The organism is Nocardioides sp. Leaf307, from assembly GCF_001423135.1.
GTDB lineage: Bacteria > Actinomycetota > Actinomycetes > Propionibacteriales > Nocardioidaceae > Nocardioides > Nocardioides kribbensis.
Genome location: NZ_LMNY01000002.1, coordinates 376,262 through 391,594, shown reverse-complemented (window position 1 = coordinate 391,594; position 15,333 = coordinate 376,262). Strand labels below are relative to the sequence as shown.

Annotated in this window: 16 protein-coding genes; 13 read left to right on the top strand and 3 right to left on the bottom strand. The window is 75.4% G+C overall.

Annotation, left to right across the window (positions count from 1 at the left end; all coding sequences use genetic code 11):
• The first annotated feature begins 4 nt into the window (after positions 1-4).
• Entirely contained in the window at positions 5-1,783 is a 1,779-nt protein-coding gene (locus ASF50_RS11095; protein ID WP_056904512.1) for a hypothetical protein, read from the top strand.
• Between the two features lie 77 nt (positions 1,784-1,860).
• Here ASF50_RS11095 and ybaK read toward each other — a convergent pair whose 3' ends face one another.
• Positions 1,861-2,349, bottom strand: a complete 489-nt coding sequence (gene ybaK / locus ASF50_RS11090) for a Cys-tRNA(Pro) deacylase (protein ID WP_056862517.1) — start codon at positions 2,347-2,349, stop codon at positions 1,861-1,863.
• A 23-nt stretch (positions 2,350-2,372) separates the two neighbouring features.
• The gene (locus tag ASF50_RS11085; RefSeq protein ID WP_056862518.1) at positions 2,373-3,038 is read right to left on the bottom strand and encodes an LON peptidase substrate-binding domain-containing protein; all 666 of its coding nucleotides are present in this window, start codon (positions 3,036-3,038) and stop codon (positions 2,373-2,375) included.
• A 116-nt stretch (positions 3,039-3,154) separates the two neighbouring features.
• Between ASF50_RS11085 and hisD the strand changes: the two genes are divergently transcribed.
• The 6 genes from hisD (at position 3,155) to hisF (ending at position 8,500) form a co-directional block, all read left to right on the top strand.
• On the top strand, positions 3,155-4,480 hold the full coding sequence (gene hisD, locus ASF50_RS11080; RefSeq protein ID WP_056904511.1) for a histidinol dehydrogenase: 1,326 nt from the start codon (positions 3,155-3,157) through the stop codon (positions 4,478-4,480).
• A 6-nt stretch (positions 4,481-4,486) separates the two neighbouring features.
• Entirely contained in the window at positions 4,487-5,602 is a 1,116-nt protein-coding gene (locus ASF50_RS11075; protein ID WP_056904510.1) for a histidinol-phosphate transaminase, read from the top strand.
• Positions 5,599-6,207, top strand: coding sequence for an imidazoleglycerol-phosphate dehydratase HisB (gene hisB / locus ASF50_RS11070; RefSeq protein WP_056862521.1), 609 nt, complete (start codon positions 5,599-5,601; stop codon positions 6,205-6,207). The genes ASF50_RS11075 and hisB overlap by 4 nt, the downstream gene beginning before the upstream one ends.
• A gap of 56 nt (positions 6,208-6,263) precedes the next feature.
• The gene (gene hisH / locus ASF50_RS11065) at positions 6,264-6,893 is read left to right on the top strand and encodes an imidazole glycerol phosphate synthase subunit HisH (protein WP_056904509.1); all 630 of its coding nucleotides are present in this window, start codon (positions 6,264-6,266) and stop codon (positions 6,891-6,893) included.
• A 108-nt stretch (positions 6,894-7,001) separates the two neighbouring features.
• A complete protein-coding gene (priA, locus tag ASF50_RS11060) occupies positions 7,002-7,742 on the top strand; it encodes a bifunctional 1-(5-phosphoribosyl)-5-((5-phosphoribosylamino)methylideneamino)imidazole-4-carboxamide isomerase/phosphoribosylanthranilate isomerase PriA (protein WP_056862522.1) in 741 nt (246 codons plus the stop codon).
• A complete protein-coding gene (gene hisF, locus ASF50_RS11055) occupies positions 7,739-8,500 on the top strand; it encodes an imidazole glycerol phosphate synthase subunit HisF (RefSeq protein WP_056862523.1) in 762 nt (253 codons plus the stop codon). The genes priA and hisF overlap by 4 nt, the downstream gene beginning before the upstream one ends.
• A gap of 259 nt (positions 8,501-8,759) precedes the next feature.
• On the opposite strand, the gene ASF50_RS11050 is transcribed toward hisF, so the two are convergent.
• Positions 8,760-9,395 (bottom strand): TIGR03085 family metal-binding protein, encoded by a 636-nt coding sequence (locus ASF50_RS11050; RefSeq protein WP_056904508.1) that lies wholly within the window; start codon positions 9,393-9,395, stop codon positions 8,760-8,762.
• A gap of 185 nt (positions 9,396-9,580) precedes the next feature.
• On the opposite strand from ASF50_RS11050, the gene ASF50_RS11045 reads away from it, so the two are divergent.
• The 6 genes from ASF50_RS11045 to ASF50_RS11020 all read left to right on the top strand — a co-directional run bounded on the left by ASF50_RS11045 (position 9,581) and on the right by ASF50_RS11020 (position 15,297).
• Positions 9,581-11,476: an ABC transporter transmembrane domain-containing protein gene (locus ASF50_RS11045; RefSeq protein ID WP_321163139.1), complete on the top strand. Its 1,896-nt coding sequence runs from the start codon at positions 9,581-9,583 to the stop codon at positions 11,474-11,476.
• Positions 11,473-13,365 carry an ABC transporter ATP-binding protein gene (locus ASF50_RS11040; RefSeq protein ID WP_082503120.1) on the top strand — a complete coding sequence of 631 codons (1,893 nt, stop codon included), beginning with the start codon at positions 11,473-11,475 and terminating at the stop codon, positions 13,363-13,365. Before ASF50_RS11045 ends, ASF50_RS11040 begins: the two co-directional genes overlap by 4 nt.
• Positions 13,366-13,430: 65 nt before the next feature.
• The gene (gene hisI, locus ASF50_RS11035) at positions 13,431-13,793 is read left to right on the top strand and encodes a phosphoribosyl-AMP cyclohydrolase (RefSeq protein WP_056904964.1); all 363 of its coding nucleotides are present in this window, start codon (positions 13,431-13,433) and stop codon (positions 13,791-13,793) included.
• Positions 13,786-14,451 carry a Trp biosynthesis-associated membrane protein gene (locus ASF50_RS11030; RefSeq protein WP_056904507.1) on the top strand — a complete coding sequence of 222 codons (666 nt, stop codon included), beginning with the start codon at positions 13,786-13,788 and terminating at the stop codon, positions 14,449-14,451. Before hisI ends, ASF50_RS11030 begins: the two co-directional genes overlap by 8 nt.
• A 205-nt stretch (positions 14,452-14,656) precedes the next feature.
• A complete protein-coding gene (locus tag ASF50_RS11025) occupies positions 14,657-14,857 on the top strand; it encodes an HGxxPAAW family protein (protein ID WP_056862526.1) in 201 nt (66 codons plus the stop codon).
• A 116-nt stretch (positions 14,858-14,973) separates the two neighbouring features.
• Positions 14,974-15,297, top strand: coding sequence for a DUF2752 domain-containing protein (locus tag ASF50_RS11020; RefSeq protein ID WP_200920120.1), 324 nt, complete (start codon positions 14,974-14,976; stop codon positions 15,295-15,297).
• Positions 15,298-15,333 lie beyond the last annotated feature (36 nt).

The following is a 15,333-nucleotide window of genomic DNA, read 5'->3' as shown; positions in this document are numbered from 1 at the left end:
CGTCGTGACGAGCAACCTTCCGCCCGGACCGCCGCCCCAGGGCCCGCCGCCGCAGGGCCCGCCGCCGCAGGGCCCGCCGCCCGAGATGCTCGACAGCAGCGGCGGAGGGCGGCTCCCGCGGGAGCGGCGGCCCCGCCGCACGGGGCTGCTGGTGGGTGGGGGCGTCGCCCTCGTGGCGGTCGTCGGTGCGGGAGCCTTCGGGGCGGCCTGGTGGTTCGCCGACGGCGCCCAGGCCGCGGAGGCGCTGCCGGCCGGCACGATCGGCTACGTCGGCGTCAACCTCGACCCCAGTAGCGGTCAGAAGGTGGAGGCGCTGGAGACCCTCGAGAAGTTCCCGGCCATCCGCGAGGAGTTCGGGCTCGACGGCCCGGTCGGCGACATCGACGTCAAGCAGACCCTGGTCGACTACCTCGCCGAGCAGACCGACTGCGCCCAGGTCACCGAGGCGGCCGACGCCTTCGGCGACCGCGCCGCCTTCGCCGCGGTCGACACCGGCGGCGAGGAGCCGGCGCCGGTCTTCACCATCGAGGTCGCCGACGCCGACGCCGCCGGCCGGGCGCTCGACGACCTGAGCGCGTGCACCGGCAGCGACCCCGCCGAGGGCGGGGGCGGCCCGGCCTACGTCGTGAGCGGCGACTGGATGGTGCTCGCCGAGACCGAGGAGACCGCCCAGGCCGTGGTCGACCAGACCGAGTCCGACGGCAGCCTCGCCGACGACGCCGACTTCCAGCGCTGGACCGACGAGACCGGCGGTGACGGGGTCGTCACCCTCTACGCCGCGCCGGAGGCGGGTGAGTACCTCGCCGAGGCCTTCGGACCCGGCCTCGAGGGCTCCTCCGACCTGCTCGCCCCCGCGGTGCCGGAGATGAGCGTGTCGGCGCCGGCGATGCCCAGCGCGCTCTCCGGTGCGGGCCGCGCGTCGGGCGACGGCGTCGTCGGCGCCAGCGCCGGCCTCCCGAGCGCCGAGACCCCGGCCGAGGCGCTCGAGGACTTCGCCGGCGCCGCCCTGACGCTGCGCTTCGACGACGGGGCGCTGGAGATCGAGGCGGCGGGCGAGGCCGCGGTGTTCGGAGGGTCCGACCTGCTCGTGACCGACCGCGGCGCCGACGTCGTCGAGGAGCTGCCCGCCGACACCGTGGCCGCGGTCGGGGCGGGCTTCGAGGAGGGGTGGTTCGCCGCCGTGCTCGAGCAGCTCGAGACGGCCTCGGAGGGCCTCATCGACGCCGAGGGCCTCGAGGAGCTCGCCGGCGAGACCGGCCTGACGCTGCCCGACGACGTCGAGACGGTCGTCGGCGACGCCGCGGCCGTCTCGCTCGGCAGCGGCTTCGACGTCGAGGAGCTGACGGGCTCCGCCGACCCCGCCGACCTGCCCGTGGCGCTCACCGTGCGCGGCGACGAGGACGACGTGCAGGGCGTGCTCGACCGGCTCGCCGAGGGGCCGCTGGGCTCCGAGGTCGGCACGGTGGGCGTCGCCGGCGGCGACGGCCTCACCGCGATCGGCCTCGACGAGGACTACCTCGCCGACGTGGTCGCGGACGGTGAGGGTCTCGGCGACTCCGAGACCTACCAGAGGGTCGTGCCCGACAGCGACGAGGCCGGCTCGGTCGTCTTCGTCGACCTCGACCAGGTCAGCAGCATCGCCGGGGACTCCTTGCTCCCGCTGCTCGGCGACGACGCCCCCGCGGTCGAGGACAACCTCGACCCGCTGCGCGCCCTCGGCCTCAGCAGCTGGGTCGACGACGACGTCGCCCACCTGGTGCTCCGCGTCTCGACCGACGACTGAGCGCTGTGGCGCGACCCGCCCCCGGGCCGGGTCGTGCCGCAGCGGGGCGCTCCGCCCGGCGGGCCGACGGGGTCGGCTCAGTCGCGGGCGACGGCCGCGGTGACGGCGCCGGTCAGGGCGACGAGGTCGCCCGGGGTCAGGCCGAGGTCGAGCCCGCGCCGCCCGCCCGAGACGTAGACCACGGGGTGGGCGAGGGCGGAGACGTCGACCACGGTGGGCAGGCGCCGTCGCTGGCCCAGGGGGGAGATGCCCCCGACGACGTAGCCGGTGGACCGCTCGGCCGTCGCGGGGTCGGCCATGGCGGCGCGACTGCCGCCGACGGCGCGCGCGAGGGCCTTGAGGTCGAGGCGGCCCGAAACCGGCACCACCCCGACGACCAGTCGGCCGTCGACGTCGGCGAGCAGGGTCTTGAGCACGCAGGCCGGGTCGACCCCGAGGGCGCCGGCCGCCTCGAGCCCGAAGGACTCCGCACGCGGGTCGTGCTCGTAGGGGTGCAGCGTGAAGGCCACGCCGGCGCGCGTCAGCGCCTGCGTCGCCGGGGTCGCGCCCGCACCCTTCCTCGCCACCGCCGCGCTCCGTCGTACGGCGGCTAGTTGGGCGACCAGCGGGTGCGGGCGACCTCGGTGGCCGGCAGCGACGGGATGACGTTCATCGCGCGCAGCTCCGAGCGCAGCAGGTCGGTGACCATGACCAGCCGGCTGCCGGCGTCCTCGGCCTCGAGCAACGCCTGCCGCTCCGGCATCGGCAGCGGAGCGCAGGCCGCGAGCGTCCACGACAGGTAGGACGGGTCGCGCGGCAGGCTGCCGGAGTAGGGGTCGGTGCGGATCTCGGAGAGCGCGGCGCGGTAGGCCGAGAAGGTCGCCCGGGCCCGCTCGAGCACGCCCTCGTCGACGGGGTCGGTGCCCTCGGGCACCGCGTGGACGTGACCCACGGGGAAGGTCTCGCCGCTCTCGAGGCGGTCGAGACCGATGCGGTCGAGTCCGACGGCGACGACGTCGAAGGTGCCGTCGGGGTGGGCCTCCACCTCGGTCAGCTGCAGGCGCACACCGACCCGGTAGAGCGACTGGGCCCCGTGGTCGCCCACCTCGTAGCCCTCGCGGATGGCCACCGAGGCGAAGACCCGCTCCGCCGGGTCGGGCACCCGCAGCAGGTGGTGGACCAGGGCGCGGTAGCGGTCCTCGAAGACGGTCAGCGGCACGCTGACGCCGGGGAAGAGCACCGAGTTCAGCGGGAACATCGGCAGCGTGTCGGTCACGCTGACGACCCTAGACCCCCGGCCCGCACGCCGTGGCCCGGACGGGTGGGTCCGTGCAGGGTCCACGCGGGGTCGCCGGTTCGGGTTGCCGGCACCGGGGCTCGTAGGATTGACCCATGATTCGCCGGATCGACCTGCGAGGGACTGCCGCCGACGGCGCTGCCCCCGTCGACTACCGCGCCGCCGTGCCGCGCGCCGAGTTCGACGTCGAGGCCGCGATGCATGTCGTGCGCCCGATCTGCGACGCGGTGCGCGACCGTGGCGTCGAGGCGATCCTGGAGTTCTCCGAGACCTTCGACGGCGTCCGCAACGACGACATCGTCGTGCCCCCGGCGGCGCTGTCGCAGGCCCTCGAGGAGCTCGACCCGGCCGTCCGGGTCGCCCTGGAGGAGTCGATCCGCCGCCTGCGCGAGACGTGCGTCGCCGAGCTCGAGGAGGACACCTCGGTCGAGCTCGGTCCCGGCGCACGGGTCAGCAAGCGGATGGTGCCGATCACCCGGGTCGGCCTCTACGTGCCCGGCGGCATCGCCCCGCTGGTCTCCAGCGTCGTGATGAACGTCGTGCCCGCGCAGGTCGCCGGCGTCGAGTCCATCGCGCTGACCTCGAGCCCGCAGAAGGAGTTCGGCGGGCTGCCGCACCCCACGATCCTGGCCGCCTGCGCGCTGCTGGGCGTGGAGGAGGTCTACTCCGTCGGCGGCGCCCAGGCCGTAGCGATGTTCGCCCACGGCGCGGGCCCGTGCCGCCGCGTCGACCTGGTCACCGGACCGGGTGCGATCTACACCGTGGCCGCCAAGCGCCTGCTCAAGGGCATCGTCGGCATCGACTCCGAGGCCGGGCCGACCGAGATCGCGGTGCTGGCCGACGACACCGCGGAGCCGGCGTACGTCGCGGCCGACCTGCTGAGCCAGTCCGAGCACGACCCGATGGCCTCCAGCGTGCTGGTCACGACGTCGGTGCAGCTGGCCGACGAGGTCGAGGCCGAGCTCGACAAGCAGGTCTCGGTGACCCGCCACGCCGAGCGCATCCGCACCTCGCTGGGCGGGGAGCAGTCCGGCATCGTGCTGGTCGACGACCTCGAGCAGGGCCTCGCCGTCGTCGACGCCTACGGCGCGGAGCACCTGGAGATCCAGACCCGCGACGCCGCCGCCCTGGCGGCCCGGGTCCGCAACGCGGGCGCCATCTTCGTCGGCCCCCACGCACCGGTCTCGCTGGGCGACTACTGCGCCGGCTCCAACCACGTGCTGCCCACGGGCGGCTGCTCGTGCCACTCCTCGGGGCTCTCGGTGCGCAGCTTCCTCAAGGCGGTGCACGTCGTCGACTACACCCGTGAGGGACTGGCCGCCGTGGCCGACCACGTCGTCAACCTCGCCGAGGCCGAGGACCTGCCCGGTCACGGCGCGGCGGTGCGGGTGCGCTTCGACCGCCCCCTCGCCGACGGGTAGGCGCCGGTGTTCCCGCCCCTGCGCGAGGAGCTGCGCGGCCTCGAGCCCTACGGCGCCCCGCAGCTCGACGTGCCCGTGCAGCTCAACGTCAACGAGAACCCCTACGGCCCCTCGCCCGCGTGCGTGGCCGACATCGCCGACGCCGTGGCCACGGCGGCCACGACGCTCAACCGCTACCCCGACCGCGAGTTCGTGGCGCTGCGCACCGCCCTGGCCGACTACCTCGCCCGCGACACCCCCCACGGGATCGTGCCGGAGCAGGTGTGGGCTGCCAACGGTTCCAACGAGGTCATGCTGCAGCTGCTCCAGGCCTTCGGCGGCCCGGGGCGCACGGCGCTGAGCTTCGCCCCGACGTACTCGATGTACCCCGAGTACGCCCGCGACACGATGACCCGCTGGGTCGCGGGTCGCCGCGCCGAGGACTTCACCCTCGACCTCGACGCCGCCCGCGCCCTCGTCGAGTCCGAGCGCCCCAGCGTCGTGCTGCTGCCCAGCCCCAACAACCCCACCGGCACCGCGCTGCCGCCCGAGGCGGTCGCCCTGCTCTGCGAGGCCGTGGGCGAAGACGGCGTGCTCGTCGTCGACGAGGCCTACGGCGAGTTCCGCCGCACCGGCACGCCGAGCGCGCTCGAGCTGCTGCCGCACCACCGCAACCTGGTGGTCAGCCGCACCATGAGCAAGGCCTTCGCCGGGGCCGGTCTGCGGCTGGGCTACCTCGCCGCCGACCCGGCCATCTGCGACGCGATCCGCGTGGTGCGCCTGCCCTACCACCTCTCCTCGGTGACCCAGGCGACGGCGCTGGCCGCGCTGCGCCACACCGAGGAGCTGCTCGGCCAGGTCGACCGGCTGCGCGAGGAGCGCGACCGCACCGTCGCGTGGCTGCGTGCGCAGGGCCACCAGGTCGCCGACAGCGACGCCAACTTCTGCCTCTTCGGCACCTTCCCCGACCGTCACGCGGTCTGGCAGGGCCTGCTCGACCACGGGGTGCTCGTGCGCGAGGTCGGCCCCGAGGGCTGGCTGCGCGTGTCGATCGGCACCCCCGACGAGATGGCCGCCTTCCGCACCGCCCTGACCCAGGTGACCGGCCAGACGACCCCGCAGGCCCCCAAGGAGACGACATGAGCAGGACCGCACGCGTCGAGCGCCAGACCAGTGAGTCCTCGGTGCTCGTCGAGGTCGACCTCGACGGCACCGGGCGCCACGAGATCGCCACCGGCGTCGGCTTCTACGACCACATGCTCACCGCCTTCGCCCGTCACGCCCTGGTCGACCTGACCGTGCGCACGACCGGCGACGTGCACATCGACGCCCACCACACCGTCGAGGACACCGCGATCGCCCTGGGCCAGGCCCTGCGCCAGGCGCTCGGCGACAAGCGCGGCATCCGCCGCTTCGGCGACGCCACCGTGCCGCTCGACGAGGCGCTCGTGCAGGCCGTCGTCGACGTGTCGGGCCGCCCCTACTGCGTGCACACCGGCGAGCCCGAGGGCCAGCAGTACGTCGCGCTCGGCGGCTCCGGGGTCTCCTACCTCGGGTCGCTGACCCAGCACGTCTTCGAGACCCTCGCCTTCCACGGCCACCTCGCGCTGCACGTGCGGGTGCTGGCCGGGCGCGAGCCCCACCACCTGGTGGAGACCCAGTTCAAGGCCTTCGCCCGCGCCTTCCGCGACGCCGTCGCGCTCGACCCGCGCGAGACCGGCATCCCCTCCACCAAGGGCGCGCTCTGAGCGCCGCGGCGGGGGAGGGCGCCGGTCCGGTCACGGAGGGGGCGGACGGACCCGACGTGGTCGTCCTCGACTACGGCTCGGGCAACCTGCGCTCGGCCGTGCGCGCCGTCGAGCGCGCCGGGGCCCGCGTCACCCTGACCTCCGACTTCGAGACCGCGCTGCACGCCGACGGCCTCGTCGTGCCCGGCGTCGGCGCCTACGCCGCCTGCATGGCCGGCCTGCGCGAGATCAAGGGCGACCGGCTGATCGGGCGCCGCCTCGCCGGCGGACGCCCCGTGCTGGGCATCTGCGTGGGCATGCAGGTGCTGTTCGCCCGCGGCGTCGAGCACGGCGTCGAGACCGAGGGCTGCGACGAGTGGCCCGGCGTGGTCGAGCGGCTCCAGGCCCCGGTCGTGCCCCACATGGGCTGGAACACCGTCGAGGTCGCCGAGGGCAGCACGCTCTTCGCCGGCCTCGCCGACGAGCGCTTCTACTTCGTGCACTCCTACGGCGTGCGCGAGTGGACCCTGGTCACCAACGACCGCACCACCGCACCCCGCGTCACCTGGGCCGAGCACGGCGGCGACCGCTTCGTCGCCGCCGTCGAGAACGGCCCGCTCACCGCCACGCAGTTCCACCCCGAGAAGTCCGGCGACGCCGGCGCGGCCCTGCTGCGCAACTGGGTCGCCACCCTCGGGCGCGGCTGAACCGCCCCCTCCTGCCGCCCCGCCCCCTGCCGCCCCAGCCTCTGCCGCCCCAGCCCGCCGCCACGGTCCCGACGTACGCCGGGAGCGCGCCGACCCGAAGGAACCCTGATGTCCGACCACCTCGAGCTCCTCCCCGCCGTCGACATCGCCGGCGGCCAGGCCGTCCAGCTGGTGCAGGGCGTCGCCGGCTCCGAGAAGCGCTTCGGCGACCCCGTCGAGGCGGCGCTGCGCTGGCAGGAGGCCGGCGCGGAGTGGATCCACCTCGTCGACCTCGACGCCGCCTTCGGGCGCGGGCACAACCGCGAGCTGCAGGCCCGCATCGTCGGCACCCTCGACATCGACGTGGAGATGAGCGGCGGCATCCGCGACGACGAGTCGCTGGCCGCCGCGATGGCCGCCGGCTGCCGCCGCGTCAACATCGGCACCGCCGCCCTCGAGCAGCCCGAGTGGTGCGCCCGGGCCATCGCCGAGCACGGTGACCGGGTCGCGGTCGGCCTCGACGTGCGCGGCCGTACCCTGGCGGCGCGCGGCTGGACCCAGGACGGCGGCGACCTCTACGACGTGCTGACCCGCCTCGACGCCGAGGGCTGCGCGCGCTACGTCGTCACCGACGTGAACAAGGACGGCATGCTCCAGGGCCCCAACCTGCAGCTGCTCCAGGACGTCTGCGCGGCCACCGACCGCCCGGTCGTCGCCTCCGGCGGCATCACCGAGCTGGCCGACCTCGAGGCCCTCATGGGCCTGGTCGGCAGCGGCGTCGAGGGCGCGATCATCGGCACCGCGCTCTACGAGGGCCGCTTCACCCTGGTCGACGCCCTGGCCCTGACCCGGCCGGGAGGCGTGTCGTGACCCTCGCGGTGCGGGTCATCCCGTGCCTCGACGTCGACGGCGGCCGGGTGGTCAAGGGCATCAACTTCACCGAGCTGCGCGACGCCGGCGACCCCGTCGAGCTGGCCCGCACCTACGACGCCGAGGGCGCCGACGAGCTGACCTTCCTCGACATCTCCGCCTCCCACGAGGGCCGTGCGACCACGATGGAGGTGGTCTCGCGCTGCGCCGAGGAGGTCTTCATCCCCCTCACCGTCGGCGGGGGCGTCTCCTCGACCGCCGACGTCGACCGGCTGCTGCGCGCCGGGGCCGACAAGGTCGCGGTCAACACCGCCGCCATCCGCCGCCCCGAGCTCGTCGCCGAGATCGCCGACCGCTTCGGCAACCAGGTGCTCGTGCTGTCGGTCGACGCCCGGCGCGCCGCAGGCACCGACTCGGGCTTCGAGGTCACCACCCACGGCGGGCGGCAGTCCTCGGGCCTCGACGCGCTGGCCTGGGCCGTGCGCGCCGCCGAGCTCGGCGCGGGCGAGATCCTGCTCAACGCCATGGACGCCGACGGCACGCAGGACGGCTTCGACCTCGACCTCATCGCCGCCGTGCGGCGCGAGGTGGCGATCCCGGTGATCGCCTCCGGCGGCGCCGGGCGCCTCGAGCACTTCGCCCCCGCCGTCGACGCCGGCGCCGACGCCGTGCTCGCCGCCACCGTGTTCCACTTCGGCACGCTGCGCGTGGGCGAGGTCAAGAACGCGCTCGCCGCCACCGGTCACCCGGTGCGCTGAGACCCGGCGCCGGGCCCTGGCGCCGGGACCTGCTGCTGGGCCCGGGCGCTGGGACCGGGTGCTGGGACCGGGCGCTGGGACCGGGCGCGGGGACCACGGCGCTGGACCGGGCGCGGGGACCGGTCCGGCGTGCACGCCGCCCCGCCAGCCCCACCCGTCACACCGGTCGGCCCAAACCCCCACCTGTCGGCCGACGCGTGGGCCGACAGGTGCGGGTTTCACCAGCCGGCTGGTGAAACCCGCCGCCCGCCGCCAGCCCTCAGCAGGCGAACCCGGCAGCGCGGAACGCCGCGACCCGGTCGGGCGGGCCGTCGACGGTGACGCCGCGGACCTGGTCGCGCCCCGAGAGCAGCAGGGCCAGCTCGACCGGGGCGCCGGTCACGACCACCGGGTCGGCGCCGGCGCGCAGCGTCGTACGACGCCCGGAGTCGGCGTCGCGGACCTGCACCGGCACACCGGTGGGGCGCACGAGCAGCCGCCCGAGGCCGCCGAGGGAGCCCCACACCACGGCGGCGTCGGCGGGCGGCAGGGCGCGCGGCTGCCAGCCGGGCTGCGCGCGCCGGACGTCCTCGTGGTGGATGAGGAACTCCAGGGTGTTGGCGACCCGCTCCACCGGCCGCAGGCGGTACGGCGTGAGCCCGGGGTCGCGCAGCCGCGCGACCAACTGCGGCAGCGGCCGCCGCCGGGCGCGCGCGACCGCCCGGTCGGCCAGGCCCGACAGCGGCGGGACGACCGCACCCAGCGCCGCGACGGGGTCGGTCTCGCGGACCAGGCAGTGGGCGACCAGGTCGGCCACCGCCCACCCCTCGCACAGCGTGGGCGCCTCGGGGCCGAGCTCGAGGGCGAGGTCGCACAGGGCGTGGCGCTCGCGCCGGGCCAGCAGCAGGTCGCTCATGCCCCGAGCCTAGGCAGCGGCACCCACCGCTCGCCCCGGGGCCGGGGGCGACCGGGATTCGGGGCCTGTCGGCGCCCGGGAATAGCGTGCGTGAGGCGGGAGGTTCTCCTGCGGCCCCCGAGCGCTCCCGCAGGTCCTGCGGAGCGCGGGGCCACCCCGGCACCCGAGCGCAGGACGGACGGCACGTGACGCAGACCCAGGAGCGGATCGACCGCGACGCCGCCGAGATGGCCTCGTCGCGGGCCTCCACGACGCGCGACGGGTTCGGTGTGCTGCTCGTGGCCATCAAGCGCGAGCCGTGGATCTTCACGCTCTCCACCCTGGGCAGCGTGCTCTTCGGGGCGCTCACGGTCGCCGACGCGTGGGTGCTGGGCTGGTCGACCGACCACGTCGTGCTGCCGGCCTTCCGCGACGGCGAGATCGACGGCGGCCTGCTGTGGGCGATCCTCGGGCTCTTCGTCGCGGTGGCGATCCTGCGGGCGGTCGGGATCGTCGCGCGCCGCCTCGGCGCCGGGATCATGCAGTACCGCATGCAGGCCCACACCCGCCGTGCGGTGACACGGCAGTACCTCCAGCTCCCGATGGAGTGGCACCAGCGCCACCCCACCGGCCAGCTGCTCTCCAACGCCAACTCCGACGTCGAGGCCGCGTGGGGCCCGATCGCGCCGCTGCCGATGGCGGTCGGCACCGTGGCGATGATGGTGATCGCGGTGGCCCAGATGCTGGTGGCCGACCTCGTGCTCGCGCTCGTCGGCCTCCTGGTCTTCCCCGCCGTGATCGCGGCCAACCTGGCCTACCAGCGCCTCGCCTCGCCCTTGATGACGCGCGCCCAGCAGCTGCGCGCCGAGGTCAGCGAGATCGCCCACGAGTCCTTCGACGGCGCGATGGTCGTCAAGACCCTGGGCCGCGAGCCCCAGGAGACCGAGCGCTTCGCGGCCAAGGCCCTGGAGCTGCGCGACGTCAACATCCGCGCCGGGCGCATCCGCGCGGCCTTCGACCCGACCCTGGCCGCGCTGCCCAACCTCGGCGTGCTCGTCGTGCTGGCCGTCGGCGTGCAGCGCGTGCTCACCGGGGCCACCGACGCCGGCGACGTGGTCACGGTGGCCTACCTGCTGACCATCGTCTCCTTCCCGATCCGCTCCATCGGCTGGCTGCTCGGGGAGTTCCCCCGCAGCGTGGTCGGCTTCCGTCGGGTCTCCTCGGTGCTCGACGCCACGGGCGAGATGGTCTACGGCGAGCACGCCGTCACGCCCGCGCGCGGCGCCGGCGGTGGCGCCCGCCTCGAGGTCGACGCGCTGGCCTACGCCTACGACCCGGCGCAGCCGCTGCTGCAGGACGTGTCCTTCACCGTGGAGCCCGGCCGCACCGTGGCCCTGGTCGGGGCCACCGCGTCGGGCAAGAGCACCCTCACCTCCCTGGTGACCCGTCTGGTCGACCCCGACGCCGGTCGGGTCCTCCTCGACGGCACCGACGTGCGCGACCTCGCCGCCGGCGAGCTGTCGCGGGCCGTCGCCGTGGTGCCCCAGACCGCCTTCCTCTTCGACGACACGGTGCGCGGCAACGTCGCCCTCGGCGACGACCTCGACGACGAGACCGTCTGGGAGGCGCTGCGCGCGGCGCAGGCCGACGGCTTCGTCGCGGCGCTGCCGCACGGCCTCGACACCCGCCTCGGCGAGCGCGGCACGTCGCTGTCCGGCGGGCAGCGCCAGCGGCTCTCGCTGGCCCGGGCCCTCGTGCGCCGGCCCCGCCTCATGGTGCTCGACGACGCGACCTCCGCGGTCGACCCCGAGGTCGAGGCCCGCATCCTCGCCGCCCTGCGCGACGGCTCCGGCGGCGCGAGCCTCCTCGTCGTCGCCTATCGCAAGGCCACCATCGGCCTGGCCGACGAGGTCGTGCACCTCGAGGGCGGCCGGATCGTGGACCGCGGCACCCACCGCGAGCTCCTGGCCCGCAGTGCCTCCTACGCCCGCCTGGTCAACGCCTACGAGACCGAGGACCACACGCCCTCGGCCAGGACCGACCAGCCGACCGACCAGCCGACCGACCAGCCGACCGACGCCACCACCGGAGGCACCCCGTGAGCCGCACCGAGACCGACGCCGCCACCGGCCCCGGCGGTCCCGCGCGCGACGGGCGACCCGACGCGGCCGGCCGCTCCGACGGGGCCGCCCGTGCCGACGCGCGCGCCGCGACGACCATGGACACCGGCGAGGAGATGAAGGCGCTGGAGACCATCCGGCGCGGCATCCACTTCTCACCCGAGCTCACCGACGGCATCCGCGGCACGCTGCTGCTCGCCGTCCTGGCCTCGGTCGGGCAGGTGATCGTGCCCATCGCGGTGCAGCAGACCCTCGACCGGGGGCTGGGCCGCGCCGGCGGGCCCGACGTGTCCTTCACCGTGTGGATGGGCGTCGCCGCAGCCCTCGCCCTGGTCGTCACCAGCTGGGCCTCCTACGCCATGACGTCGCGGTTGTTCACGACCTCCGAGCGGGGCCTGGCCACGCTGCGGGTCAAGGCCTTCCGCCACGTGCACGACCTGCCCCTGCTGACCCAGAACACCGAGCGACGCGGAGCGCTGGTCTCCCGCGTCACCAGCGACGTCGACCAGGTCAGCCAGTTCCTGGTCTTCGGCGGGCTGCTCTTCGTGGTGAGCGTCGGCCAGGTGCTCATCGCCACCATCGTGATGCTGTTCTACAGCTGGCAGCTCGCGCTGGTCGTGTGGGTCGCCTTCGCGCCCCTGTTCCTCTCGCTGCGCTTCTTCCAGCGCAAGCTCTCCGACGCCTACGGCACCGTGCGCCGCCAGGTCGGCCTGCTGCTCTCGGCCATCGCCGAGCCGGTGGTCGGCGCCGCGGTGGTGCGCTCCTACTCGGTGCAGTCACGCACCCAGCGCCGCATCGACGAGGCCATCGACGCCCACAAGGCGGCCAGCACCCGCGCCCAGGGCTTCACCGCCGTCTCCTTCTCCCTCGGCGGCATCTCCGCGGGCCTGGCCAACGCCGGCGTGCTCATCGTCGGGATCTGGCTGGGCTTCGCCGACGACATCACCGCCGGCGAGGTGCTCGCCTTCGCCTTCCTCGTCACCCTCTTCGTCGGCCCGGTCCAGCTCGGCACGCAGATCCTCACCGACGCCCAGAACGCCATCGCCGGCTGGCGCCGGGTCATCGGCATCCTCGACACGCCGGCCGACCTGGTCGACCCCGGTGCCGACGGCGTCGCGCTCCCGCGCGGCCCGATCGACGTGCGCTTCGACGACGTCACCTTCGCCTACCCCGGCGGGCAGCCCGTGCTGCGCGACGTCGACCTGGCCCTCGACGCCGGCACCCGCGTGGCGATCGTCGGCGAGACCGGCTCCGGCAAGTCCACCTTCGCCAAGCTGCTGACCCGCCTGATGGACCCCTCCGAGGGCCGGGTGCTCCTCGACGGCGTCGACGTACGCCGGATCGCCGAGGCCTCGCTGCGCAGCAGCGTGGTGCTCGTGCCGCAGGAGGGCTTCCTCTTCGACGACACGCTGCTGGCCAACGTCCGCTACGGCCGTCTCGACGCCACCGAGGCCGACGTGCTCGCCAGCGCCGACGAGCTCGGCCTCGGCGACTGGCTCGCGGGCCTGCCGCAGGGCCTGACCACCCGGGTCGGGCAGCGCGGAGAGTCGCTGTCGGCCGGGGAGCGCCAGCTGGTGGCGCTGCTGCGGGCCCACCTGGCCGACCCCGACCTGCTGGTCCTCGACGAGGCCACCAGCGCGGTCGACCCCGCCCTGGAGATGCGCATCGGGCGCGCGCTCGAGCGGCTGATGAGCGGTCGCACGTCGGTGACCATCGCCCACCGTCTCTCCACCGCCGAGAACGCCGACGAGGTCGTGGTCGTCGACCGCGGTCGCGTGGTCCAGCGCGGCCCGCACGACCGGCTGGTCACCGAGGCCGGCTCGGTCTACGCCGGGCTGCACGCCTCCTGGGTCGCCCAGCAGGGCGCCTGAGCCCGGGTGGTCGGGGGCCGCACCTCGATGCGGTCCGGCGCCCGCCGCCGGGCGATACTGGGGTGGTGAGCACCCTCGATCCCGCCGTCGCCGCCCGCCTCAAGCGCACCCCCGACGGACTGGTGCCGGCGGTGGTGCAGCAGCACGACACCGGCGAGGTGCTGATGCTGGGCTGGATGGACGACGAGGCCCTGGCGCGCACGCTGAGCACCGGCCGGGCGACCTACTGGTCGCGCTCCCGGCAGGAGTACTGGATCAAGGGCGACACCTCCGGGCACCTGCAGTGGGTGCGCGAGGTGCGCCTCGACTGCGACGGCGACACCCTCCTGCTCAAGGTCGACCAGGTCGGCGCCGCCTGCCACACCGGCGACCGCACCTGCTTCGACGCCGACCTGCTGCCGGCCGTCGTGGGTGAGCCCCGTGGCTGAGTCCACCGGTGGGCCCACCGGTGGGCCCACCGGCGCGGGCCCCGACGGGGACGCCGGCCGGAGCGCCGCGAGCACGCCGCAGCGCACCCGGGGCCGACGCCTCTTCGCCCCCGTGGTCCTGGCCGGCCTCGCCTCGGCCGGACTCGCGGCCGTGGCGGGAGCCCGGCCGTGGGTGCAGCCCGAGGGCGGGAGCGGGTCCGACGCGGCGATCGGCTACGCCGTCACCGGCACCGACCCGGGGGAGTCGCCGGTGGTGACCTCGCTGGCGCTGGTGCTGCTGGCCTGCTGGGGCGTCGTGCTCGTCGCCCGCGGGCGCGCCCGGCGCGTCGTCGCGGTGCTGGGGGCGCTCGCCTCGCTCGGTGCGGTCGTGGCGGCGGTCTCCGCCTGGCTGACCCTCGACGACGCGGTGGCCGACGCGCTCGGTCCGGCCGGCGGGGGCACCGAGCACACGTGGTGGTCCTACGTCGGCGTCCTGGCCTGCCTCGCCGCGGCCGGCGTCGCGCTGCCCGCCGTACGCCTGGTGCGGGAGTGGCCGGAGATGGGCACGCGCTACGACACCCCCCAGGGCGGCGCCGCCCCGACCCGGGTCTCCACCGAGGACGCCAGCAACCTCGACCTCTGGAAGGCCATCGACGAGGGACGCGACCCGACGGCCTGACCCGACGGCCCGACCCGACGGTCTGACCCGACGGCCCGACCCGGCGGCCCGACCCGGCGCCACGGCTCCTCGGCGTGATGCCGGCCTCGCCGGGCGCGGTGGCGCGGCGAGGCCCCCGACGCCGGTCGGGGACCCGCCCCTACACTGGGCCCGACGTCCTGCGACGAGATCCGACCGCACCCGCCGCACCCCGAGGAGCACCCGCATGTCCAACAACCACGGCAACACCCCCGCAGCCTGGAGCGCGGTCGTGGTGGGTCTCCTCGGCTTCGTCGTCGGCGGGATCGGGCTCATGCTCGACCCGGTCAGCATGACGATCTTCTACGTCGGCCTGGCCATCATCCTGGCCGCGGGCGTCGTCTTCCTCGTCATGGCCAAGATGGGTCTGCACGAGTCATCGCACTGACCGAGGCCGCCGCCCCGACCGGACCGCGCCCGCGGCCCGGTCGCGAGCGTGCCGCCCGGCTCGCGGCCCCACTCGGGACCGCCGCCGGACTGGCCCTGGCGGTCGCCGCGCTGCACGTGCGCGACCCGCACCGCGCCGGCAGCTGGGGGCTGTGCCCCTCGTCGCTGCTGGGGATCTGGTGCCCCGGGTGCGGGGGGCTGCGCGCGGTCAACGACCTGACCCACGGCGACCTCGCGGCCGCCGCGTCGAGCAACCTGCTCCTCGTGCTGCTCGCCCCGGCGGTGCTCGCGCTCCTGGCCGTGTGGACCGTACGCCGATGGCAGGCGCGCCCGCTGCGGGGCGCGGCGACGGTGCCGGGCTGGTCGGTCGGCGCACTCCTCACGCTGGTCGCCGTCTTCACCGTGCTGCGCAACCTGCCCGGAGCGTGGCTGGCGCCCTGAGCCCGCCTGCCCCCGCCCCGCCCGGCGGGGCACCCG